We start from the raw sequence: 23,138 nt of genomic DNA, 5'->3' as shown, positions 1-23,138 counted from the left end.
GGCCATGACTTGCGTGAGGTGAGTTCATGACAACGACCGGAAAAGGCGGACCGCCGGGTCGCATCGGCACCACCGACGTCGAATGTCTCGAAAACGCCGTCGACGTCCTGCGCGCGCTGGACTACCGGCAGGGTGGCGCCTTTTCCTGCGACGCGGTGCACGTCGTGAAATCGGTCAGCCTGCTGCTCAATTGGGGTTCGGTGCCCGGCGCGCTGCGCCCGCGGCTGCTGACCGTGCTCGCCGATCTGCACAATCTGCTCGGCTGGACGGAATTCGACATCGGCCGCCGGATCCCGGCGCGGATCCGGTTCGACCGCGCGCTCGGTCTCGCCGCCGAAGCGGGGAACGACAATCTCGTCGCCAACATCCGGTACCGCCTCGGCAGGCTGGCCCTGCACCACGACGACCTCGAGGACGGGCTGAGCCAGCTCCGGCACGGCCAAGCCGCGGCCGAGCGGTCCGGGTCCCGGCGGGCGCGGGCGATCCTGACCGTCAACGAGGCGTGGGCGCTGGCCAAGACGGGCGACGAACGCTCCACCCTGGCGTGCCTCGCGCGGGCGGAGTGCCAGTTCGAGAGCGCGGAAACCTGGGCGCCCGCGCACCCATGGGAAGCCTTCTTCGGCACCACGGACATGGCCGCGATGCGAGGGACCGTCCTGACCGAGCTGGCCAGGACGGTCGCCTCGCGCCACAGCGACGAGGCGATCGCGCGGTTACGCGACGCCATCGACGGCTATGGCGCGGAAATGTCCCGCAGCCTGGCGCTCACCCTGATCATGCTCGCGCAGAACCACGCGCTCCAAGGCGATTTCGACGAAGCCGTCCGCACCGGCTCCGAAGCGCTGGACCTGGCGCGCGGCCTCGGTTCCACCCGCACCAAGGACCGGCTCGCGCCGCTGGCGGCGCTCCTGCGCGGGCACGCGACCGACCCCGCCTCCCGCGACCTGCTCCACCGGATCGACCGCTACCGTGCCGAACCGGGCCCGTGAGCGGCGAACCGCCGGGCGAGCAGCGCCGCCGTCGCCGCGAAACCGAGACACAGCCCGGTCCAGACACCCCAGCCGCCCCAGCCGAACACGTAGGCGCACAGGAACATCGCGGGCACACCCACCGCCCAGTATCCGGCGAGGGTGCAGCGGAGGCCGGAAACGGTGTCGCCGAGGCCGCGCAGCAAACCGACGAGGATGTTCTGGGTTCCCTTGCTGTACTGCTGCGCGATGGCGAACACCAGCAGGGCCGACGCCGTGCCGAGCACCACCGTGCCGGCCTCGTCGTGCAGGAACGGCCACAACAGCGCTTCCGGCACCACCAGGTACGCCAGGCTCACCACCGCCATCAGCGACCAGGAGAGGGTGAACGCCTGGCGGGCGATCACCCGCGCCCGCCCGTGATCGCCGTGGGCGACCGCGCGACTGACCAAAATGGACGATCCCTGCGACAGCCCGATGTTCGCCTGGTAGACGATGTACGCGAGCTGGTTCGCGACGTTCGACGCGGCGAGCATCGCCGGGCCGAAGGCGCCCATCAGCATGGTCGCGATCGAGGTGATCGCGGCCTCCGACCCGTAGGTGAAACAGATCGGGGTCCCGTGCCGGGCGATCCGCCGGACCACCACCGGGTCCGCGCGCCAGAGCGCGAGCGACACCATGGGGCGCAGCAAGGGATCCCGCCGGACGGCCGAGGCGAACACGGCGAGCGTGAAGAACTGGACCAGCGTCGTCGCCAGGCCGATCCCGGCGACGCCCAGCTCGGGCTGGCCCAGCCAGCCGTAGATGAAGGCGGCGTTGAGGGCGGCGTTGACCGCGATAGACACCAGCGTCACGGCGAGGAGCGAACCCGGACGCCGCAGCCCGACCGCGAACTGGCGCACCACGTTCAGCCACACCATGGGGAACAACCCGCCGGCCAGCGCGAACATCATCGCCCTGGCGAGCGACACGATCTCCGGTTTCTGCCCGAGCAACGGCAGCGCGGCCGCCAGTCCACAAAGGACCGCCGCGCCCGCCGCCGCGGTCAGGGTCGCGACGAGCAGCGCGGACCGCAGGAGCGTCCGGATCTCGTCCCGCGCCCGCTCGTCGAGTTCCCCGGTGCCGGTGCGGAGTTCCCCCGCCCCGGCCGCGGTGGCCACGAGGTTCCCGACGCCGGTGACCATGCCGACGCACATGGTGCGGATCTGGTTGTAGAGCAGGATCGCCAGCCCGCCCGCCGCCACCGCGGTCACGCCGAGCAGCCCGAGCATGGCCAGGTCGACGCTGGTGAGCGCCACCTGCGCCAGCTGGATTCCCGCGATCGGCGCGGCCAGCGCGACGAGCGCGCGGTAGCCGCGGGTCTCCACCGCCGTGCTCATACGCCCACCGCCACCGGCGCCGGGCGAGCCGTCCGGTCGCGGGTGGCCGCGCGCACGGACGCGGCGTAGGTGGCGAACCAGCGCTCCATCCGGCGGTGGGCCAGTTCGTCGAGCACTCCCCTGGCCCGCAGCCATTCGTCGTCGTAGACCGAGTCGAGGTACTTCTCCCCCGCGTCGTTGCACAGCACCACGACGACGCTTCCGGCCGGATACGCGTAGAGCCGCCGGAGCGCGACGTGGATCGCGCCGCCCGTGGTCCCGCCGACCAGGACGCCCGTGCGCCGGGCGACGACGCGGGCTCCGGCGAAGGCGTCGCTGTCGGACACCCGGTGGGCTTCGTCGATCACCGACCGGTCGACGTTGTCCCCGACCGGGAAACCGGCCGGGCTGCCCGCCCCGGTCTGGTGGTAGATCCCCGGCGCGCCACCGAAGATGATCGAGCCGACGGGTTCGACCGCGACCGCGTGGGTGACGGCGCCCGCCGCGCGCAGGGAACGCGCCGTCCCGCACAGGGAGCCGCCGGTGCCGATCGCCGCGACGAGCACGTCGACGTCGCCGAGCTGCCCGATGAGTTCCCGCGCCAGCCCGGCGTACCCGTTGCCGTTGCCGGGATGGTTGTGCTGATCGGGATGGTAGGCACCGGTTTCCGCGGCGATCCGGGCCGCGACCAGCCGCCGCCGCACCGAGCCGACCCCGCCGTCCGGCGGGTTTTCGACGAACACCAGTTCCGCGCCGAGCGCGCGCAGCATCCGGAGCTTCTCCTTGGCGGCGTGGTGGTCGACCACGGCCGTGAACCGGTAGCCGCGTTCCAGCGCCACCAGCGCGAGCCCGTTGCCGGTGTTGCCGGAGGTGGGTTCGACGATATGCCCGCCAGGCCGCAGCCTTCCTTCGAGTTCCGCCTCGTCGATCATCTGCCTGGCCATGCGCACCTTGCACGAGCCGGTCGGGTTGAGGTGGTCGAGTTTGAGCAGGAGGCGCGTCCCGGTGCCGGTGCGCGCGAGCTCCAGCAGCGGCGTGTTCCCGATCAGCTCGGACGCGCGCTGGACGATCGTCATCGGATCTCCTGGATCGGGTAGTCGGTGTCGACGTGCCAGCGGTCGCCGTCTGCCACCACCTTCGGGGGAAGGGGAAGCTGATGGAAGCCGCTCTCGTTCTTGTCCATCTGGTAGCCGGCCGTGTTGGGGTACACGAGCAGATCGCCGGTCCTCGGCCGCGCGGGCAGTTCCACCGCGCGCCAGGTCAGCACGTCGTACTCCATGCAGCTCGAACCGGCGACGACGGTGCGCACCGGCCCGCCGTCCGTGGTTTCCCGGCGCACGAGGACCGGATCGGGCAGGAACTCGCTGCCCTTCCACTGTTCGGACAGGCTCATGGACAGACCGGCGACCGTGGTGATCAGGTGGCCCTCGGCGGGTTTGCAGCCCAGCACCGGGAAGACCGAGAATCCGGCGCCGTCGACGAGGGCACGGCCCGGTTCGAGCAGCAGCTCGATCCCGGCCGCGCGCAGCCGCTCCGCGAGCGGTTTCCCGGCGATCTCGTGGCGCAGGATCGCGGTCACCATGGCCGCCCCGGCCGGCGCCTGGTGGTACGGATAGGTCTTCGACGGATTGCGGCCGGCGTGGAACCAGCCGTCGTTCCTGCCGGACTCGAACCGCGCCCAGTCCCCGGCGTCCACATAGGACACCGCGATCCCGCCACCGATGCTGATCTTCGACGCGGGCTGCCCGAACGCGCGGGCGTCCTGGCACAGATCGATCAGGTACGCGGCCAGTTCCGCCCGCGGCACGGGATCGTAGCCGTCGAGATGGAACGAGAAACCGCGCAGGACGACCGATTCGGCGCACTGCCGCACGGCCGCCTTCACCGCGCCGGGAGCGAAGCCGAACCGGCTCTCCGGCGCGGACGGCGGCCGCACCCGCAGCAGCACCTGGGCCGTCTCCCCGAGCTCGGCGGCCATGCGCGCGACGCGTTCCAGTTCGTCGGCCGCGTCCACCGCGAGCAGGCAGCGGTGCCGCAGGGCGAGCCAGAGGAGGCCGTCCGGTTTGGCGGCGCCGGTGACCCCGATCGACTCGCCGCGCAGGCCGTTTCCGAGTGCGTGCACCAGTTCGGGCACGCTCGCGACGTCGACGCCCGTGCCGGGCCGGACGCATTCCCGCAGCCACGCCGCCGCCTTGTTGGCCTTCTTCCCGTAGTAGACGGTGCCTTCGACGCGCTCGGCGGCGAGCGCCGCGACCATTCCTTCGAGGTTCTCGGCGAAAGTGGCCGGATGGATCACGTGGAACGGCCCGCCGCCGACGGCGCGCGCGATCTCCCACAGGGTCTCCGAGTCACGCAGTCGCGGCGCCCAAGGGCGTTCGAGCGCGGGCAAAGGCGGGGAAAGGGTGTCGATCAGGTCCACAGGGCCACCTCGCGGCCGCGGCCCGCCGCGATGGCGCGGGCGGCCAGCGCGTGCGCCACCGGGATGTCGGTGATGATCATGCCGCTGCTGAAGGCGAAAACCCGGTCTTCGCCGCCGCGTCGGCCGGGCGCGCGACCGGCGAGGATCTCCGGCAGTTCGGCGTCGATCCGGAAGACGCCGTCCGGCCCGGCCATCCGCTGCCCGGTCACCTCGACCTGCGCGCCGCTGGTGGCCACGGTGTAGTCGGCCTCGGCGAGCGTGCCCTCCTGGACCCCCTTGCTGGCGACCGAGATCAGCAGCCCGCCCGGCGGCAGCCAGCCGAGCCGGATCTTCGGGTGGGCCGCGCGGCCCGACGCCGCGACCACGATGTCGGACTCGCGCGCCGCGGCCTCCACGTCGTCGACGAGTTCGACCTCGCGGTCGGGGAACCGCTCCTTCACCGCGGCGACGCTGTCGCGCAGGCCGTCGGGATGCGTGCCGAACAACCGCAGCCGCTCCAGTTCCGGCAGCGCGGTGAGCAGGTACGGCAGCGTCCGGATCCCCTGCGCGCCGGTGCCGACCATGAGCGCCGATCGCGCGCCGGGCCGGGCACAGGAACGCGCGATCAGCGCGGTGCTGGCCGGCGTGCGGGTGGCGCCGACGCGGTGGCAGTCCATGAGCGCGAACGGCATGCCCGTGGTGTCGTCGTACAGGGTGATCGTCGTGTAGTACTTCTCGGCCGACGTGCCGCCCTGGCGGTAGCTCGTCTTGAACGCGGCCTGCTCGAGGGAGCCGTCGTAGCCGAGCATCGAGTACGCGACGGCGTCCCGCGCGGGATCCGGCATCGGCACCATCAGCTTCGCCGGGTTCCGCGAGGCTCCCGACGCGTAGGCCAGGTAGCCGTCTTCGACCATCGTGATCGCCTCGTCCGGGGTGAGTTCGAGGTTGTGCAGATCCGAGCGCGTGAGAATGTGCAGCGAGGGACCGGAGCTCATGAACGATCGACCTTTCTCGTGGGAAGGTGGCGCGCCGCAGCTTAATGAAAACGATTGTCTTTTTCGTTGAGTGTGGCCCTTGTCACGCTAGGCTGGCAACCGTGAGTGGGCCTTGGAGCGCTTCGGAAAGCCGTTCGCGCGCGGAAGAAGTCCGGCATCTCAACGCGATCAGCCATCTCGCGCCGGTAGACGGCGCACCGGAGGCGAGTGGCCCGCTCACCGGAGTCCCGTTGGTGGTCAAGGACAACATCCACGTCGCCGGTATGCCGAACACCGCGGGCACCCCGGCGCTGGCGCACCACGTTCCGCGGGAACACGCGGAGGTGGTCCGGCGCCTGGTCGGCGCGGGTGCCGTGATCGTCGGCAAGGCGGCCATGCACGAACTCGCGTTCGGCATCACGTGCGACACGACCCCGCTCGGCCCGGTGCGCAACGCCCGCGACCCGTCCCGGTTCGCCGGGGGCAGCAGCGGCGGGACCGCGGTCGCCGTCGCGGCGGGCATCGTTCCGGCGGGCCTGGCGACCGACACCGGAGGTTCGGTGCGCGTTCCCGCCGCGCTCAACGGCGTTTGCGGTTTCCGGCCGACGTCGGGCCGCTATCCGTCCGGCGGTATGACCCCGTTGAGCACCACCCGGGACACGGCCGGGCCGATCGCCCGCACGGTCGCCGATCTCGCCCTTCTCGACGCGGTGCTCGCGGGCGAAGAGCCGGAACCCTTGATCGAGCGCTCACCGATCCGGCTCGGCGTTCCGCACGGCTTCTTGACCGGCGATCTGGCCGAAGAGGTCGAAGAACTGTGGGACGCCGCGCTCGCCCGTCTGCGTTCGGCGGGCGCCGACCTGGTGCCGGTCGACGACACGCCCCTCGCCGAACTCGTCGCCGACCAGGGAATGCCGCTGGTGATCCACGAAGCGGGCGTCGCGCTCCGGTCCTATCTCGCCGAATACGTGCCTGAGGTCTCGTTCGAGCGCCTCGTCGCCGAGGTCGCCGCCGCCGACGTCCGGGCCATCTTCGCCGAGGCGGTCGTGCCGGGTGTCGAGCCGGGCGTCTACGAGGCTGCCCTCGCCAACCGCTCCGTGTTGCGCGACTCCTACGCGAAGATCTTCGCGGACAACGGGATCGACGCGCTGGCCTTCCCCGCCACCCCCGCGACGGCCCGGGATTTCTCGGCCGTCGGGGAATTCGTCCACCGCGGGCGCGCGGTCCCGACCTTCCCGACCTTCATCCGCAACTGCCAGCCCGGCAGCATCGCGGGCTTCCCGGGATTGACCGTCCCGATGGGGCGCGACCGCGACGGCCTGCCCGCCGGGCTGGCCCTCGACGGTCCGGCCGGCGAAGACCGGAAACTGCTGGCGGCCGGGGTTTTCGTCGAGCGGGTGCTGGGCGCGAGCTAGGCGGCAGGGCTGGGGCGAGTGATCGCCCCGCTCGCGTCGCGAAAGCCACTTTCGGGACATCAGAGGTCGCGAAAGTGGCGTCGCGAAAGCCACTTTCGGGACATCAGAGGTCGCGAAAGTGGCTTTCGCGACACCGGCCGCGAGCTAGGCGGCGGCCTGCCTCAGGAGTCGAGCACCCGCCGCATACCCACGGTCCCGGGCGCCGTCTCGACGAACCCGTGCCGTTTGTACAGCCGCCATCCGGGCGGGTCGCCGAGCAGATTGACGTACGCGCCCGGGGCCGCGGCGTCGATTTCGGCGAGCAGGGCGTCGAGGACGGCGTCCCCGATACCGCGCCGCTGATGCGCGGGGAGGACCGCCATGTCGACGATGTGGAAGTACCACCCGCCGTCGCTGATCACCCGGCCCATCCCGACCGTCTCACCGGTGGGCCGGTGGATCACCTTGACCGAGGCCCAAGCACCGTTTACCCCACGCTCGGCCTGTTCCCGAGGCGGTTCACTGAGGCCCGCCTCGCGGCGCAACCGCAGGTAGTCGTCGACCGGCGGCGAGCCCGCTTCCAGGCGGTAGGAGTCGTCCATGGTTGATCACCCCTTATCCGAGCCGACGGCGTTGCACCCGGCGCGTGCGATCGTAGACTGTGCCACTGACGGCGACAGGAAGAAGTACCGGTGATGACAGGCCGACGGCGCTGGACCAGCGACGACATCCTCGACGCGGCAGGAAAACTCCTGGAGGGCGGCGACGCGGAGGCGTTCAGCGTGCGCAAGCTCGCCGCGGTGCTCGGCACCGATTCCTCCAGTCTGTACCGGCATTTCCGGAACAAGGCCGAACTCCTGCGCGCCGTCGCGGACCGCGCCCTCCTCACCGCCATGGAAGGCTACAGCCCCGAAGGCGACTGGAAAAAGCGCGTCACCGACGTCGCGTTCCGGCTCCGCGACGTCTTCGCCCGCCGGCCCCAGATCGCCACCGTCTGGGGGCGCTACGCCTCGGGCGGCAGCGGATCGCGCGCCGTACTGGAAGCGCTGCTCCAGGCGTTGCGCTCGTCGGGCCTGCCCGANACGTCGCGTTCCGGCTCCGCGACGTCTTCGCCCGCCGGCCCCAGATCGCCACCGTCTGGGGGCGCTACGCCTCGGGCGGCAGCGGATCGCGCGCCGTACTGGAAGCGCTGCTCCAGGCGTTGCGCTCGTCGGGCCTGCCCGACGAGCGCCTTCCCGTCCACTGTCACCGGATCGCGGTTCTCGTGACCGCGCTGATCGCCGCCGACGGCGGTATCGGCACCCTCGCCACGGAGGATCGCGAACACGGCTTGGAATCGTTCCGGGTCGCCGTGCTCGGGGCCGACCCGGAACAGTTCCCCGCGGTGGCCCATTTCGCCCGCGAGATCCGCCCGCTCGGCACCGACCGCCGGGACGCCTACGCGGACATCCTCGCCGCGCACCTCGATCAGATCGAGGCCGAAGCGAGTGCCTCGCGCAGGAATTCGGATATCTCCGCCTGAGCGGCCCCGGCCTGCGGCTCCACCCCGGGTAGCGTCAGGAATCCATGCCTCGCTCCCGGATATTCCGAAAGCCGGACCTCGGTCCCGGCTTCACGCAGCCGTTCCGCGTAGCGGCGTCCGTGGTCGGCGAGCGCGTCACGGGTGGGCACCACCACGAGCGCCGGCGGGAGCCCGCTCAAGTCGTCGAAGCGGACCGGCGACCACGCGCGGGCGTCGACCCCCGGCGGCGCCGAAAGCCGTTGGACGAACTGAAGGAGAGGCAGTGCCCGGGTCGGGCTGTAGGCGTACTCGGCGATCGAGGGATAGTCGAACATCGACTCGGTCACGTCGACCGCCGGATTGACCAGCACCTGCGCTTTGAGCCGCGGTCCGGCTTCCCTGGACCGGACGGCGGTCAGCGCGCTGATCAGCCCTCCGTAGCTCTCGCCGACCACGGCCACCCGTTCCGGGTCGGCACCCCATTCCCCGGCGTGCCGCACCACGTGCACGAGCGTGTCCCAGCCGTCGCCTGCCGCGTCCGGGAGCGCGATGCCCGGCGCGACAAGACGGTGCTCGACCGAAACCACCACCGCCGGCAGCCGCGCGGCGAGGCGGCTGTTGGGCCAATCGCATTGCACCGCGGTACCGACGAAGCAGCCTCCGTGGACGTGGACCACGAGAGGCAGAGCCACGTCGCCGCCGACTGCCGGGCGGTACACCCGGACCGGCAGATCGCGGCCGGGCAACGCGATCATCCGCCAGTCGATCAGGGCGCCGTCGTCCGGCTCCCCGAGGAACGCCCGGGCCGCCTTCGACGCCCGTGCCCGGTTTTCCGCTTCGCGGTAGGCGATCAGCTCCTCGGTCGTGATCGTCGAAAAGTCCGGCTCCGGCGGCCGTAGCCCGGCGGCGATCTCGTCGCTCATCTCTTCCGCTCCCCTCCCGGCGTCACGCCGGATTCGTCTTCGCATGACCTGCCCCGCCATTATGCACGCACTGCGTGCAACGGCAAGCGCATCACTGATCGGGCGTGCTACGAAGTGACGGTGCCAGGTCGTCCCAACGACGGAGGTAGGCGGCCGCGTGCGGTGACAGGCTCGATACCATGAGTCACCAAACGTCGGCAGTCGCCGCCGCGCGGCAATCCCGTGGCGGCCGGATCTCCTCCCTCGACCTGCTCCGCGGCGTGGCGATACTCGGCACGTTCGGCACGAACGTGTTCCTGTTCGCGCATCCCGGCGGGCCCGCCGGTTTCTTCCAGGACTTCGTCGGCACCGCGACGACCTTCGCGGAGCGGGCCGAGGTCGGCTTACGCGTGCTGACCAACGGCAAATTCCTCGCGCTGCTGACGATCCTGTTCGGCGTCGGCCTGGAATTGCAGTACCAGTCCGCCCGCCGGCGCGGCGCCCCCTGGCCCGGCAGGTATCCGCTCCGGGCGGGAATCCTGTTCCTGGAAGGGGTCGCACACTTCCTGCTCGTGTTCGAAGGCGACGTGCTCATGGCCTACGGGCTCACCTCGCTGCTCGTGGCGTACCTCGTCGGCCGGAGCGATCGGGTCGTGCGGAACGTCGTCGTCGTGGTGGGCGGCGTGTACGTGACACTGTTGCTCGCCGCGACCGCGTTGCTCGCCGCCACCCCGGAGGCCGCCGGAGAACCCGTCCCGGTCGACCCCTCCGAGACCGCGAGCTGGCCCGCCCAGGTCGCCGCCCGGCTGAACGATTTCTTCCTGCTGCGAGCGGAGATCGTGCTGATCGTGCCCTCCGCCGTCGTCCTGTTCCTGCTCGGTTCCCGCCTCCGCAGGGCAGGCGTTTTCGACGACACCGACAAGGGAGCGCGGCTCCGCTCGCGCCTGCTCGTGCTCGGTTTCGCCGTCGGCCTGCCGCTGAACGTGCTGACCGGGTTCAGTGGCCCGGACTGGCTGCTCGTCGACCGGTATCTGTTGCCCCCGCTCGTCGCCCTGGGCCTGCTCGCCCTGGTCACCCACCTCAGCCTCCGGATGCGTGAGCGGCCCGGAGCCGTCCGAAGTGGACTGATCGCGGTCGGCCGCACCGCGCTCTCCTGTTACGTCCTCCAGAACCTGCTGGCCGGCGCCCTGTGCTACGGCTGGGGACTCGGTCTCGCCGAGCGTTTCGCGGACGTCCGTCCATGGTGGATCGTCGGCCTCTGGGCCTTCGTGGGGCTGGTGAACGTCGCCTTCGCCGCCCTGTGGCTCCGGCGGTTCGACCGCGGCCCGCTCGAACTGCTCATGCATCGCCTCTACACGCGATGACGGCTCACCGCGCGGCGGTCCCGAGGATGCGGAACGTGTCCGGTTCGCCCCCCGTGGTGGCCGTCGATGCCCTCCGCCCGAAGACCTTCCGCGCGGTGAACTGGGCACCGGAAGAAATCGACGGTGCGGCGAAGGAGAACCGATGAAGATCACCCCAGGCAGGGTCACACATCAGTACGACGGGGAGCTGGTGGTGTTCCACATCGGCATGACGTTCAACCGGTGGTGGCGGCCCGATCTCTGGCTTCCGGTCTTCTTCGCCATGCCGGCGATGATGCGCGAACTCGCCGAAGACCCGGACTCGGGACTGCTCGGCTACGAGTTCCTGTTCAACCGCAGAGGGCCGTTCGCCGTGCAGTACTGGTCGTCGGCCGACAAGCTCTACGCCTACGCGTCCGCCGGGTCGCTGAGCCACCGGCCGGCGTGGACGAGGTTCAACGCGATGGCGAGGAAACACCCCGAAGCGGTGGGAGTCTGGCACGAGACCTTCGTCGTCGAGCGTGCCGAAAGCATGTTCGTCGGGACGCCCGCCATGGGGCTGCCCAAAGCGACGAAGACCGTCCCCGTCGAGAAGCGATACCACCGTGCCCGCACGCGTCTTGCGGACGGCGCCACCGCGCTGCCGGCAAGCGCGGAGGATCGGCTGTGCCGGGCCGGTTGACCTCGGCGGTCAGGTCTCGCCGGCCGGACATCCGTCGCCCGTGGTGCGGGCGGCAAGGGGTGTCCGGCCGGTCCAACGCCGGTAAGCACGGCGGAACTCGCGTCCATCGCTGAAGCCGACTTCGGCGGCCACGGCCGAGATCGCCAGGGCGGAATGCCGGAGCAGCGCGGTCGCGTGCCGCTCGCGGACACGGTCGCGGATGGCGGCGAAACTCTCGCCCGCCTCGGCGAGCTGCCGTCGCAAGGTGCGTTCGCTGATGTGCATCTGCGCGGCGATGTCGGTCATGGTGAGCGGGCGGTGGAGGTGTGCCTTCAGCAGTCCTTCCACCGCGGCGACGACTCCGGGCCTGGTCCGCTCCGGCGCGATCAGGCTCCGGCACACCGCGAGAGCCGTCCGCAGCGTCGGTTCGTGATGCGTGGGGATCGGCACTCGCAAGACGTCGGAACCGATCACCAGCCGGTCGGCGTCGGCGTCGAAGTGCACCGGGCAACGGAAGAACCGCTGGTATCGGGCGGCATGGACCGGCGGGCGGTAGGAGAGGAACACCCGGGTGGGTGTCCAGGTCTCACCGAGGACGGAGCGCAGGAACGCGATGGTGCTGGCGAACGCCTCCTCGGCGAGGAACGGCAGCAGGACGGGGTCCGGCCAACGCTCCCGGAGATACAGTTCGATCTCGTCGCCGTCCAGGCCCTCCGCGGTGAAGTCGGCGAGGCTGCCGGAAGCCCGATGCAGTTCGTCGACCACCCGGAACGCGTCGCCGACGGTCGCGGACGATCTCATCGCCACGCCGACGAAGCCGAAGGACAGCAACGCGTCGCGGGCTCCGACCTCGAGGCCGAGAGGACGGCCGGGCATCGCCGCGACGGCCCTGCGGAGCACCGTCCTGGCTTGCTCCAACGACACGCGGATATCCACCTCGTCGAGGAGACCGGGTTCGAGCCCGGTCCCCGAGAACCAGGCCGGGACCGGCAGTCCGGCTCGCCGTCCGATCGCCACGACCGCGCTCAGCAGCGTCGGTGGGATGGCCGCGTCAGCGGGTGTCATCGACGAGCCGTTCCCGCCACGGTGCCCCCGTTTCCCCTCTTCGTCGCCGTGTCACCGTACTGGAAGGCTTCAGGCCAGGGGGCGGACGAACCCCGCGATCCGGGGCGTGACGACGGCGGTGCCGTCGTCGATCATCCCGCGCATCCCCGCCAGCACCCGTTCGTCCGGCGAGCCGTGCACCTGGAAGTCCACCACCGTGCAGTGCGCCGACACGGCGTTGATGTGGTTCTCGGAAACCCGCCAGTGTTCGAGGACGGCGTCGGAATCGGCGTACATCTGGTAGCTGTAGGCCAGCATCCGTTCGGCGTCCACGAACGTCTGCACCATCACCTGCGGCGCGTTGCGCTCCACGAAGTCGATGGCGTCCCGGACGGCGGCGGTGAACTCCTCCAGGTGGCCGTCGGTGATCCGCATGGTGTTCCGGAACAGGAGCATTTCGTCAGCTTCGAGGGTCATGGCCTCATGGTCGGACCTCGATCGGACTGGAGGTCAACGAAGTGCGCCGTGCGGTCCGTCACAGGGCGCCGGGGTCGTAAGCCAGCAGCTCCCAGCAGTGGCCGTCCGGGTCGTCGATCGCCCGGTTGTACAGCCAGCCCATGTCCTGGGCGGCGCGTGGCTCGGTGGCACCCGCGGCCAGCGCGGCGCCGGCCAGGCGGTCCACTTCTTCGCGGGATCCGGCGGCCAGTGCGTTGATCACCTCGATCGGACCGTCCGATGTGGACCGCTTGGTGAACGTCGCGAACGTCTCGCGGGTCATCAGCTGCACCATGATCGTGTCGGCGAACGCCACCTGGACGGAGGTGTCCCCGCTGAAATCGGGATTGACCGTTCCGCCCAAAGCCAGGTAGACCTTCGTGCTCGCTTCCAGGTCGGTGACCGGCAGGTTGACGTAGATCTGGGTGATCGCCATGACAAGCCCTCCAGGATGTCTCGTGTGCCGGGTACTCCCGGCGTCACCACGAAACTACGGGCGGACCGCGACGTCGGTCTTGTACAGAAGCGACAACATCTCGCCGCCGTCGGCCCGCCGCAGCCGGGAGGCCGTGCAGCCGGTGAACCGGGTCAGTGAGCGCGCCAGGTGCGGCTGGTCGTGGTACCCGGCCAGCTGCACGACCTCGATCGCGGGTATCCCCTGCCCCAGCAGCATCACGGCCTGCCGTGCCCGCTCGATCTGCCGGATCGCGCCCTGGGTCAGCCCGGTGGCCGCGGCCACCCGCCGCTGCACCGACCTCGGCGTGACCAACGTGGCGGCGTCGCCGCGAAGAACGTCGGTGACCAGCGGATCACGCATCAGCAATCCGGCACGGACCAGCCGATCCACGAAGACGTCGGCGTTGTCGTACGAGGGCGTTTCCCACTCCTCGCCCTGCAGGACGAACGAGCTAGCCGTGGTGTGCGGGCTCGTCACGGCGGTGTCGACCAGTTTCGGCACCGGCAGCGGCGCCAGGAACGCACCGTGCGAGAAGATGATCCCGACCGTCTCACCCTCGCCGGATTCCAGGTCCAGCACCGTGGGACTCGTCTCGGGGCCACGGACCGCCACATGCGTCTCGCCCCGGTCACGCCACACCACGAGCTCCCAGTTCGAGTTCGCGATGGACCGCATCCGCGCCGGCATCGCGACGGCATCCGTCCCGGCCCGGTAAACCCGCTCCACGTACGGAGAATCGGACGGGCGCTGCTCGACGCCACCAGCCGGATCAAGGCTCACGGTCGAGAAACTAACACTCGGGCGAGGCCGGTGAAGCCTTCGTCCGGCCGCCTGACAATTCGCCGGGCCGCGTCGTCGGGCTACCGGAACCACGGGGATCGCCGCCCCGAACCGGACGGTGAAAGGGAGAACACGATGACTTCACTCGATCCCGATGTCAGGGAATTCTTGGAGAGCCGGGTCGCCGCCGCCGAAGCGAAGGACATCGACCGGCTCATGTCCCACTATTCGCCCGGCATCGTCTATTACGACGCCGTTCCCCCGCTCCGGTTCACCGGAACCGACGAGGTCCGCGGCAACTTCCTGCGGTGGTTCGACGGCTACGACGGGCCCATCAGCCTTCGGACGCACGAGCTGACCGTCGCGGCGAGCGGCGACGTCGCGTTCGCGCACATGCTTCACCTGGATTCCGGGAAGCGCACGAACGGCCTGGAAACCTCGATCTGGGTGCGTTCGACCGTCGGTTGCCGCCGATCGGAGGGCGCGTGGCTGATCACGCACGAGCACATCTCGCTGCCGATCGACATGGAGACCCTGCAGGCCTGGTTCCCGCCGGAGACGTGAGCGGCGCCGGGCCGGATCGGGCGGGGCAGCACGTGTCCCGCCCGGTCCCGACGCCGTGGTGGTCACCGCCGGATCAAGACGACGTCGAGCTCCAGCCGTACCTTCGCGCCGACCATGACGCCGGTCGCGGCGTTCCAGTTCACGCCCCAGTCCCCGCGGCTGATCGTGACGCCGCCCCGGAAGGCGACCCGCCGGTCGTTCTCGGCGCCGGTCAGCTCGAAGCCCACGGTCACCGGCTTGGTCACGCCGCGGATGGTCAAGTCACCGGCGACGTCGAAGCCGGTCTCGCCGACCTGGTCCACCGCGATCGTGGTGAACGTGATGACCGGGTGGTCGCCGGCCCCCAGGAACTTGGCGCTCAGTTGTTCGTCGCGCCGTTCGTTGCGGGTCTGGATGCTCTTCGCCTGGATCACGAGCCGTCCACTGGATTTCGACGGGTCGTCGCCGTCCAGGTGCGCACCGCCTTCGAACAGGTCGAACCGGCCGTGCACCCTGGTGCCCATCGTGTGCCGGGCGACGAACCCGATCCGCGTGCCGGCGGTGTCGAGGACGTAATCGCCGGTCAGCTCGCTCAACGTGGTCATGGTCATGTCTGGTCGCTCCTCGCCGGACGGTGTTCGGTTCGGTGGTACGACGAGGCACCCCCATCGGATGTGAGGATGTTCCCGGAAGCGTCACAGTTCGTCGAAAGTCGTTCCGGCGCCGTGCTCGAACGCGGCGGCGAAGTCCTGCTCCCCCAGCGCTTGCCGGGTGGCCGCCGTGATCCGCTCGACGTCGCCTCGTTCGGCAGAAGGCAGGGGTGCTCCCGCGGATCCTCTCAGCGCGGCGGCCATGCCGAGCAAGTGCGCGGCGTGGCCGTGGTGTCCCGCGAGGGCTTGCGCGCCGGCCAGGCCTTCCAGCGCGAGCGCGATCGCGCGCGGGTCCATTGTGGAGCGGGCGGCGCGGAAACCGTCCAGGTGCAGGGCGAGCGCTTGCGCGGTGTCACCGCGTTGCTCGGCGATGAAGCCGAGCTCGGCGAGGATGAGCGCGACGCCGGCGTCGCCATCCCACCGGCGGCACCAGTCGAGCCAGTTCCGCAGATGCTTCTCCGCCGCGTCGAGCCTGCCCTGCCTTCGGGCACCGAGACCGAGACCGACCTCGGCGTACTGGATACCCCGATGGTGCGACTGCTCGACGGCGAGCCGCATCGACCGGTCGTGCCAGTCGCCCGCCGCGGCGTAGTCGCCCTCCAGCAGGGCGATCCTGCCGAGCCCGGACAGTTCCCACGCGGCTTCGGTCCGCAGGCCGAGCTCCTCGGCGGTGCGCAGCCCGTCGCGGTGCAACCGGGCCGCCGTGCCGTAGTCACCGACGACTTCGGCCAGCACGGCGAGAACCTGGCCTGCCTTGAGGCGGCCCCAGTCGTCACCGAGTTCGTCGAAGACGGCCAGGCTCTCCCCGCCGAGCCGTTCGGCCACGCCGAGGTCACCCCGGGCGAGGGCGAGTGCCGCCCGCGTGCTCGACACCGCCGCGATCCCCCATCGGTCCTCGGTGGCACGGAAGGCCGACAGCGACCGGCCTGCCGAGTCCTCACTGGTGGCCGGGGCACCGAAACCCGCCTGCGCGAACCCGAGGAACCATTCCATTCTGGCCCGGGAGGCCGGGTCGTCGATGCCGTCGCACAGCCGTCGCAGTTCCTCGGGTGACGGCGCCGGTGTGCCGGTGTCCCTGATCATCAGGGAGATTCCCGCGTGCCATACCCGGGCGATGGCCGAGGCGGCGCCACGGTCGACGTCGAGTCCCAGGACGAGTTCGAACGATCGGCGGGCTTCGCCGAGCCTGCCGCGGAGGAACCAGTACCAGCCCAGCGCGCCGACCAGCCGCAGGCCGAGCACGACGTCGCCCTCGTCGACGACACTGTCGAGGGCGCGGCGGAGGTCGGCGGTCTCGGCGTCCAGCGATGCCAGCCACCGTCGCTGCTGCCCGCCGCGCAAGTGCGGTTCTGCCTGTTCGGCCAGCTCCGTGTAGTAGCGGCTGTGCCTCCGCCGCATTCGCGCCGCCTCGCCGCTCTCGCCGAGGCGTTCCCGGCAATACGCCGCGATCGATTCGAGCAGCCGGTACCTGGCACCCGAAGGGGTGTCGACCACGACCACCAGCGACCGGTCGACCAACCTGGCCAGCAGGTCCAGGACGTCGTCCGGCCGCACACCGTCCCCCGCGCACAAGGTTTCGGCGGCGGCGAGGGAGCAGCTGTCGGCGTGGACGGCCAGGCGGCGCAACACGATCCGTTCCGCCTGGGTCAGCAGCCGCCAGCTCCAGTCGATCATCGCTTCGAGGGTGCGGTGGCGGGCCGGTCCGCGACGCCGTCCGCCGGTGAGCAAGCGGAACCGGTCGTTCAGCCGGGTGGCGAGTTCCCGCACGTCCAGTGCCCGCACGCGAGTGGCGGCCAGCTCGATGGCGAGAGGGATGCCGTCGAGGTGACGGCAGACGGCGGCGACCGCGTCGGCGTTGCCCGCGTCCAGCTCGAAACCCGGCACGGCGGCGGAGGCGCGGGCCACGAACAACTCGACCGCGCTGGATCGCCGCAGGACGGACGGCGGCGTACCGGGCTCGGGTAGGTCCAGCGGCGGCACGGGCCGGACCTGCTCCCCCTCGACGGCCAGCGGTTCCCTGCTGGTCGCCAGGATGTGCAGCCCCGGCGCGGCCGCCAGCAGCCGTCCTGCCAGGTCGGCGACCGGCTCGATGACGTGCTCGCAGTTGTCGAGCACCAGCAGCGATCGCCGGTTGCGCAGCGACGACGTGAGCCGGTCGATCAGCGGAAGCCGCTCGCCCGCGGGCAAAGGACCGGCCGGGGTGTCGTCGCGGAGATCGAGGACCCGCGCCACCAGATCGACCACCGCGGTGCCCGGGTCGCCGTCGTCGGCCCGGTCCAGTGCGCTCAGTTCGACCAGCCAGGTGCCGTCCGGGAAGGTGGCGGCCAGCCGCCGGGCGGTTTCCACCGCCAGCCGGGTCTTGCCGACACCACCCGGGCCGGTGAGGGTCACCAGCCGGCCCGTGTCGAGCATCGATCGCACCACCGGCAGGGCTTCCGCGCGGCCGATCAAGGGCGTCAGCGGAGCAGGCAGGTTCGTCCGCGGCCGCGCCGGGTTCGCCGCGGGGACCAACGTGGGCGACCGCGCCAAGATCGCCTGGTGAAGGTCCGCCAGCTCCGGGCTGGGATCCACCCCGAGTTCCTCGGCCAGCTGCCGCCGCAGCGTGCGATATCCGGCCAGCGCCTCGCTCTGGCGGCCGGCGAGGTAGAGCGCGCGCATCTGCGCCGCCCGTAACCGTTCCCGCAGCGGGTGCGCCGTCACGAGGTCGCCGAGCTCGCTCGCCACGGCGGCGCCGTCACGATCGTCGGCGTCCAGTCTGGCCTCTGCCTGCTCCTCGATCGCGTACAGCCGCTGTTCCTCAAGGCGTTGCGCGAGAGGGCCGGCGAAGTCGGTGTCCTCGAAGCCGGCGAAGGCGCGTCCCCGCCACAAACCCAGTGCCTCGGTCAGGACCGCCGCCCGGTCCGCCGGATCGCGGACGGTCCGCGCGCGGGCGAGCAGCGCCTGGAACCGGTGCATGTCCAGCGCGTCCGGGCCGGCACGCAGCAGATACCCGGGACGGCGCGACACCACGAGATCCCGGCCGCCCGGCTCGGCCTCCGCGAGGGCGCGCCGCAGCTGCCACACCCTGGTCTGCAGCGTGTTGGCGGGGTTGCCGGGAAGCGTGTCGCCCCACAGGTCCGCGATGAGCCGGTCGGCCGACACCAGGTGGCCCTCGTTGGCCAGCAGGTCGGCGAGCAGGGCGCGGACCTTCGATTCCCGGATCGTGACCGGTGTCCCGTCCGCCGTCCACACCTCGAGCGGACCGAGCACCCCGAAACGCACGTCACCACAGTAACCCCGCCGGACCTAGACCAGACCTTGACCGGACCCAGTGCGGCTGACCTCAGGGTGCGGATCGGAAGAACACAAAGACAGAACGGAGTTTTCGTGAGTGAGCAAGATGCCCTCACCCCGGTGACGGTCGTCGGCCTCGGCGCCATGGGCAAGGCGCTCGCGGCGGCGTTGCTGAAGGCGGGCCACCGGACGACGGTGTGGAACCGGTCCGCCGCCAAAGCCGACACCCTCGTCGCCGACGGAGCCGTGCGAGCGGGCTCGATCACCGAAGCGATCACTGCCGGCCCGGTGGTCATCGTCTGCCTGCTCGACAACGAGGTCACGCACGACGTGCTCGCCCCCGCCGCCGGCGCCCTTTCCGGTCGTCTCCTGGTGAACCTCGGCAACGGCACCCCGGAACAGGCCCGCGAGACCGCGGTCTGGGCGGCCGGGCACGGTGCCGACTACCTCGACGGCGGCATCATGGCCGTGCCACCGATGATCGGCCGTCCCGAGGCCCTGGTGCTCTACAGCGGTTCCAAATCCGCCTTCGACCAGCATGAAGGCCTGCTCGGCCGACTCGGCGGCAGCCGGTACCTCGGCACCGATGCCGGGCTGGCGGCGCTTTACGACCTCGCCCTGCTCAGCGCGATGTACGGACAGGCCGCGGGCGCCCGGCACGCGCTCGCCCTCGTCGGCACGGAGCAGGCCGACCTGCCGGAATTCACCTCGTCACTGCTCATCCCCTGGCTCACCACCGCGATGACCGTCGGACTGCCCGCGCTCGCCGAGCAGACCGGCGCCGTCAGAGAGGCCGAGGACCCGGTGTCCCCGGAAAGCATGCAGGCGGTCGCCATCGCCAACATCGCCGAGGCCAGCGCCGGCCAGGGCGTCGACGGCGAACTGCTCTCCCACCTGCTCGTCCCGCTCCGTGACCTCATCGGCCACCGCGGCCACGATCTGCCGGGCCTGATCGAGCTGGCCAGGAAGGCGGCGCTGTGACGCCGGCGGGGAAATACCCGGGCAAGAAGGCCGTGGTCACCGGTGGGACACACGGTATGGGGCAGGCGGTCGTCAAGGCGCTGCTCGACGGCGGCGCGGAAGTCGTGCTGACCGGACGCGACGAGCGGAACATCGAAACGACGCGGACCGGACTCGCGTCCCGCCCCGCCCACGGGCCGACCTCGTGTTCGTCAACGTCGGCATCGCCAGGATGGAACCCTTCGAGCAGGTGACCGAAGCGTCCTACGACGAGGGCTTCGCCACCAACACCAAGGGCGCGTTCTTCACCACGCAACGGCTGGCCCCGCTGATCCGTGACGGCGGTTCGATCGTGTTCACCACCTCGATCGCCGACGAGGGCGGCGCCCCTGCCATGACCGTCTACTCCGGAGCGAAAGCCGCGGTCAGGGCGTTCGCCAAAGGGATCGCGAGCGAACTGCTGCCCAGGGGTATCCGGGTGAACACGCTCAGCCCGGATTCATCGACACCCCGGGCATGGGCATCACCGGGATGTCCGGCCAGGATCGGGAAGGCTTCATGGCCGCCGGGGACGCCGCGACGCCCATGAAACGGCACGGAACGGTCGACGAGATCGCCGCGGCGGTGCTGTTCCTGGCCTTCGACGCGACCTTCACCACCGGCGCCGGACTGACCGTCGACGGCGGGCTCGGACAGGGAATCTCCGCCCCGCGGTGATCCGCGGCGCGCGAAAACGGTGGGCGCGGCCCGCCCATAGGAACGGGCGGGCCGCGCCCACCGGAGAAGTGCTTGTGTCCTTTGTGGAGCAGGGCNCTTCCTTTCCCGTTTTCGATTTTTTGGTCAAAGGATTTCGCGTTTTTGGTGCGCCGCTGGCGCGGCCCGCCCATAGGAACGGGCGGGCCGCGCCCACCGGAGAAGTGCTTGTGTCCTTTGTGGAGCAGGGCCTTCCGGCAGCGCTCCTTCCGACACAGGACCTCCGGCGGGCTCAAGGCAGCAGGAACTCCTGAATCGCCTGTGCCCACGCGAGCGGGCTTTCCAGTGCCGTCGCGTGCCCGCCGTCGAGTTCGGCATACCGGGAACCGGCTATCCCCGCGGCGAGCCACTTCGCGTTCTCGACGGACAGCAGTCTGTCGCCGGCCGCGCCGAGTACGAGCGTCGGAACGGTGATCGCCGCCAGGTCGGCGGAGACGTCGATCCGGAGGATGAGGTCGAGCTGGTCGGCGCTGCCAGCCGGGATACCCAGCCCGATGAGCTCCGTCAGCCCGTCGGCCTGCGCGGGTGTCAGTGCACGGTGGTACCGCTCGCTCACCATCACCGACAGCAGGTACCGGGCGGCGGCGTCCCGCGGGCCGTCGAGCAGCGAGCGCCATTTTTCGATCTTCGCGCGGCTCGATCGGTCGAGTCCGGCGGACCCGGCGGTCAGCACCAGGGCCGTGACCCGGTCCGGATGCCTTGTCGCCGCCCGGATCGCGAGCGCCGCCCCCAGTGAATACCCACAGACGGCGAAGGTCCGGTGCCCCCTTTCGACGGCGGCGGCCACGAGCCGATCAGCAAGGTCGTCAATGTCCAGGGGCCGGGTGCTTCTCGGGGTGGAGCCGGAGCCGGGCAAGTCCGGCCCGATCACACTGAACCGGCGTTCGAGAAGACGCAGGACCGGGCGGTAGTTCAGCTCGATCCCGCCCCCGGCACCGTGGGCGAGCAGGAGCGCCGGACCGCTACCGGCGACCATGGCCGACAACTCCGAAGAAGTCATGCGGCTCAGTGGAGATCGGGAAAGTCGCCGCCTGCCTTGTCGCCGCCGAACATGGCGTCGACGAAGCGGACCTGGACGTTCAGCACCACGGTACGGCCCGATTCGCAGAGCTTCCACGCCTCGGCGGCACCGGACCGCAGGTTCTCCTTGCCCGTCACGGTCACCTGGCTGAGCCCCGCAGGCCCCGGTGCCACCGATGGCACGAAATCGTCCACGAACGTCACTCCGGGCACCGCTTCGGAGCGCTGGTCCAGCTGGGACTGCAACCAGCCGTAGCCTCCATTGCGCAACACCACATACAGGATGCCGCCGCGTTCGGCCGCGGTGCCCACATCGGCGGAGAACACCGTGAACGCGCCATCGCCGACGAAAGCCACGACCGGCCGGTCGGGAGCCGCCTCCTTGACACCGACGGAGGCCGCCGCGCCGAAGCCGAGGCTGGTCTGCTCCGACGGCACGATCGAACCCGCCGCCCCGGCACAGCTGTGGACCGGGAAGAAATAGGACCACATGTCCTGAAGACCGTTCTCCTGCACCAGGATCCGGTCCGCGGGTACGACCTCGTCGAGTACGTCCAGCACTTCGGCGATGTGCAGCTCGTCCTCGGCGGCCATCAGCTCCAGCTTCGCCCGATGGGCCGCCCGGAGTTCCTCGTGCACCTCGCGCACGCCGCTTCCCCACCCGGACGGCTCGGCCGGTGCCTGCTCCAGCCAGGCTTCGAGCACCGCCCCGCCGTCCGCCACGACCCGGGGACCGCCGAAGTCGGTACTGAACTCGGCGGCGTCGACGTTCACCTGGACCACCGGTATGTCCCGGCCGATCCGGTCGGGCCAGCCGAAGGTCGCGGTCTCCTCCAGCCTGCTGCCGAGCGCGATCACGCAGTCGGTCTCCGCCCAGATCCGTGCCGCCGCCTCGGGGGTGTAGAGGCCGGCCAACCCGACGAAGGACGGCGCCGTCTCGTCGATCGTGCCGCGACCGCTCGCCGTACAGGCGAGCGCGGCACCGTAGGCGGCCGCGAAACGCTCCACCACACCACCGGAATTGCGGTGCCGCAGCCCGCCGCCCACCAGGACGAGCGGACGCCGCGCGGCACGAATCGCCCGCAGCGCCGGTGAATCGGTGCCGAACGCCACGGAGGACGGCTTCTCGACGGTGCTTTCCGCCGTCGGCAACGGAATCTCCGCGTTGAGAAGATGGTCCGGCAGCTCGAGGTAGACGGGGCCCGGCACACCCGCCTCGGCGGCGAGCAGCGCCCGCCGAAGCAGGGGGACGAGCCGGGCCGGGTGTTCCACCCTCGCCGCCCATTTGACCAGCGGCCGGATCACCGCGAGCTGGTCCACCTCCTGGAAGGCGCCGCTTCCGAGCCGTTCGGCCGAGGTGCCGCCGGCGAGCAGCAGCACCGGCGCCGCCGAACAGCGGGCTTCCAGCAGGCCGGTCAGCGTGTTGGTCACCGCCGGTCCCTTGCCGACGATGGCGACTCCGACACCGCCGGACTGCAGGGCGTACCCGGTGGCCATGAAGACCCCGTTGCGCTGGTCGCGGCAGAGCCGGAACGCCACCGGCGTCCCCGCGAACGCGCCGAGCGCGTCGAGGTCGTCACCTGGCAGGCCGAAGACCGACCGGACGCCGGCCGCCCGCAACACCGCGGCGACCGCGCGCCAGCCGCCCTTCACGTGTTCCACTC

Annotated in this window: 23 protein-coding genes and 1 pseudogene; 10 read left to right on the top strand and 14 right to left on the bottom strand. The window is 70.8% G+C overall.

The features are described 5' to 3' along the window. The first annotated feature begins 26 nt into the window (after positions 1-26). On the top strand, positions 27-989 hold the full coding sequence (locus ACXIZN_RS00865; RefSeq protein WP_457951914.1) for a hypothetical protein: 963 nt from the start codon (positions 27-29) through the stop codon (positions 987-989). On the opposite strand, the gene ACXIZN_RS00860 is transcribed toward ACXIZN_RS00865, so the two are convergent. The 4 genes from ACXIZN_RS00860 to ACXIZN_RS00845 are packed head-to-tail and all read right to left on the bottom strand — an operon-like array spanning position 965 to position 5,719. Continuing rightward, positions 965-2,347 carry an MATE family efflux transporter gene (locus ACXIZN_RS00860; RefSeq protein WP_457951912.1) on the bottom strand — a complete coding sequence of 461 codons (1,383 nt, stop codon included), beginning with the start codon at positions 2,345-2,347 and terminating at the stop codon, positions 965-967. The two genes, ACXIZN_RS00865 and ACXIZN_RS00860, sit on opposite strands and share 25 nt — an antisense overlap. Next, positions 2,344-3,402 carry a PLP-dependent cysteine synthase family protein gene (locus ACXIZN_RS00855; protein WP_457951910.1) on the bottom strand — a complete coding sequence of 353 codons (1,059 nt, stop codon included), beginning with the start codon at positions 3,400-3,402 and terminating at the stop codon, positions 2,344-2,346. The genes ACXIZN_RS00860 and ACXIZN_RS00855 overlap by 4 nt, the downstream gene beginning before the upstream one ends. Continuing rightward, positions 3,399-4,745, bottom strand: a complete 1,347-nt coding sequence (locus tag ACXIZN_RS00850; RefSeq protein ID WP_457951908.1) for a Y4yA family PLP-dependent enzyme — start codon at positions 4,743-4,745, stop codon at positions 3,399-3,401. The genes ACXIZN_RS00855 and ACXIZN_RS00850 overlap by 4 nt, the downstream gene beginning before the upstream one ends. Continuing rightward, positions 4,736-5,719, bottom strand: coding sequence for an ornithine cyclodeaminase (locus ACXIZN_RS00845; protein ID WP_457951906.1), 984 nt, complete (start codon positions 5,717-5,719; stop codon positions 4,736-4,738). Before ACXIZN_RS00845 ends, ACXIZN_RS00850 begins: the two co-directional genes overlap by 10 nt. A gap of 101 nt (positions 5,720-5,820) precedes the next feature. Between ACXIZN_RS00845 and ACXIZN_RS00840 the strand changes: the two genes are divergently transcribed. Then, a complete protein-coding gene (locus ACXIZN_RS00840; RefSeq protein WP_457951904.1) occupies positions 5,821-7,113 on the top strand; it encodes an amidase family protein in 1,293 nt (430 codons plus the stop codon). A 161-nt stretch (positions 7,114-7,274) separates the two neighbouring features. On the opposite strand, the gene ACXIZN_RS00835 is transcribed toward ACXIZN_RS00840, so the two are convergent. Continuing rightward, positions 7,275-7,694, bottom strand: a complete 420-nt coding sequence (locus ACXIZN_RS00835) for a GNAT family N-acetyltransferase (protein WP_457951903.1) — start codon at positions 7,692-7,694, stop codon at positions 7,275-7,277. Between the two features lie 93 nt (positions 7,695-7,787). On the opposite strand from ACXIZN_RS00835, the gene ACXIZN_RS00830 reads away from it, so the two are divergent. Continuing rightward, entirely contained in the window at positions 7,788-8,360 is a 573-nt protein-coding gene (locus tag ACXIZN_RS00830; protein ID WP_457951901.1) for a TetR/AcrR family transcriptional regulator, read from the top strand. Further along, on the top strand, positions 8,357-8,614 hold the full coding sequence (locus tag ACXIZN_RS00825; RefSeq protein WP_457951899.1) for a hypothetical protein: 258 nt from the start codon (positions 8,357-8,359) through the stop codon (positions 8,612-8,614). Before ACXIZN_RS00830 ends, ACXIZN_RS00825 begins: the two co-directional genes overlap by 4 nt. Here ACXIZN_RS00825 and ACXIZN_RS00820 read toward each other — a convergent pair. Then, positions 8,560-9,516: an alpha/beta hydrolase gene (locus tag ACXIZN_RS00820; protein ID WP_457951897.1), complete on the bottom strand. Its 957-nt coding sequence runs from the start codon at positions 9,514-9,516 to the stop codon at positions 8,560-8,562. The two genes, ACXIZN_RS00825 and ACXIZN_RS00820, sit on opposite strands and share 55 nt — an antisense overlap. A 179-nt stretch (positions 9,517-9,695) precedes the next feature. On the opposite strand from ACXIZN_RS00820, the gene ACXIZN_RS00815 reads away from it, so the two are divergent. Together ACXIZN_RS00815 and ACXIZN_RS00810 are read left to right on the top strand one after the other, a co-directional pair. Further along, positions 9,696-10,859, top strand: a complete 1,164-nt coding sequence (locus ACXIZN_RS00815) for a DUF418 domain-containing protein (RefSeq protein ID WP_457951896.1) — start codon at positions 9,696-9,698, stop codon at positions 10,857-10,859. A 142-nt stretch (positions 10,860-11,001) separates the two neighbouring features. Continuing rightward, positions 11,002-11,520: a DUF4188 domain-containing protein gene (locus ACXIZN_RS00810; protein WP_457951895.1), complete on the top strand. Its 519-nt coding sequence runs from the start codon at positions 11,002-11,004 to the stop codon at positions 11,518-11,520. A 9-nt stretch (positions 11,521-11,529) separates the two neighbouring features. Here the strand turns inward: ACXIZN_RS00810 and ACXIZN_RS00805 are convergent, their stop codons facing one another. The 4 genes from ACXIZN_RS00805 to ACXIZN_RS00790 all read right to left on the bottom strand — a co-directional run bounded on the left by ACXIZN_RS00805 (position 11,530) and on the right by ACXIZN_RS00790 (position 14,275). Beyond that, entirely contained in the window at positions 11,530-12,564 is a 1,035-nt protein-coding gene (locus ACXIZN_RS00805) for an AraC family transcriptional regulator (protein WP_457951893.1), read from the bottom strand. A gap of 69 nt (positions 12,565-12,633) precedes the next feature. Then, on the bottom strand, positions 12,634-13,020 hold the full coding sequence (locus tag ACXIZN_RS00800; protein WP_457951891.1) for a hypothetical protein: 387 nt from the start codon (positions 13,018-13,020) through the stop codon (positions 12,634-12,636). Between the two features lie 58 nt (positions 13,021-13,078). After that, positions 13,079-13,474 carry a VOC family protein gene (locus tag ACXIZN_RS00795; RefSeq protein ID WP_457951890.1) on the bottom strand — a complete coding sequence of 132 codons (396 nt, stop codon included), beginning with the start codon at positions 13,472-13,474 and terminating at the stop codon, positions 13,079-13,081. Positions 13,475-13,528: 54 nt separating this feature from the next. Continuing rightward, a complete protein-coding gene (locus tag ACXIZN_RS00790) occupies positions 13,529-14,275 on the bottom strand; it encodes a helix-turn-helix domain-containing protein (protein WP_457951889.1) in 747 nt (248 codons plus the stop codon). Between the two features lie 135 nt (positions 14,276-14,410). Between ACXIZN_RS00790 and ACXIZN_RS00785 the strand changes: the two genes are divergently transcribed. Then, positions 14,411-14,839, top strand: coding sequence for a YybH family protein (locus ACXIZN_RS00785; RefSeq protein WP_457951887.1), 429 nt, complete (start codon positions 14,411-14,413; stop codon positions 14,837-14,839). A gap of 62 nt (positions 14,840-14,901) precedes the next feature. On the opposite strand, the gene ACXIZN_RS00780 is transcribed toward ACXIZN_RS00785, so the two are convergent. Both ACXIZN_RS00780 and ACXIZN_RS00775 read right to left on the bottom strand, forming a co-directional pair. Then, positions 14,902-15,429, bottom strand: a complete 528-nt coding sequence (locus ACXIZN_RS00780) for a YceI family protein (RefSeq protein WP_457951885.1) — start codon at positions 15,427-15,429, stop codon at positions 14,902-14,904. A gap of 84 nt (positions 15,430-15,513) precedes the next feature. Then, positions 15,514-18,729, bottom strand: a complete 3,216-nt coding sequence (locus ACXIZN_RS00775; protein WP_457951883.1) for a BTAD domain-containing putative transcriptional regulator — start codon at positions 18,727-18,729, stop codon at positions 15,514-15,516. A gap of 105 nt (positions 18,730-18,834) precedes the next feature. On the opposite strand from ACXIZN_RS00775, the gene ACXIZN_RS00770 reads away from it, so the two are divergent. From ACXIZN_RS00770 to ACXIZN_RS00760, 3 genes and pseudogenes are all read left to right on the top strand, one after another. After that, positions 18,835-19,722 (top strand): NAD(P)-binding domain-containing protein, encoded by an 888-nt coding sequence (locus tag ACXIZN_RS00770; RefSeq protein ID WP_457951881.1) that lies wholly within the window; start codon positions 18,835-18,837, stop codon positions 19,720-19,722. After that, entirely contained in the window at positions 19,719-19,955 is a 237-nt protein-coding gene (locus tag ACXIZN_RS00765; RefSeq protein ID WP_457951879.1) for an SDR family NAD(P)-dependent oxidoreductase, read from the top strand. The genes ACXIZN_RS00770 and ACXIZN_RS00765 overlap by 4 nt, the downstream gene beginning before the upstream one ends. Then, positions 19,934-20,418 (top strand): annotated as a pseudogene (locus ACXIZN_RS00760) (SDR family oxidoreductase). Before ACXIZN_RS00765 ends, ACXIZN_RS00760 begins: the two are co-directional and overlap by 22 nt. A gap of 268 nt (positions 20,419-20,686) precedes the next feature. Here ACXIZN_RS00760 and ACXIZN_RS00755 read toward each other — a convergent pair. Further along, positions 20,687-21,454 (bottom strand): alpha/beta fold hydrolase, encoded by a 768-nt coding sequence (locus ACXIZN_RS00755; protein ID WP_457951877.1) that lies wholly within the window; start codon positions 21,452-21,454, stop codon positions 20,687-20,689. Between the two features lie 5 nt (positions 21,455-21,459). Next, positions 21,460-23,136: a thiamine pyrophosphate-binding protein gene (locus tag ACXIZN_RS00750; RefSeq protein WP_457951876.1), complete on the bottom strand. Its 1,677-nt coding sequence runs from the start codon at positions 23,134-23,136 to the stop codon at positions 21,460-21,462. Positions 23,137-23,138 lie beyond the last annotated feature (2 nt).

This window comes from Amycolatopsis sp. TRM77291 (genome assembly GCF_054166285.1).
This window is presented reverse-complemented; position numbering and strand designations above follow the sequence as displayed.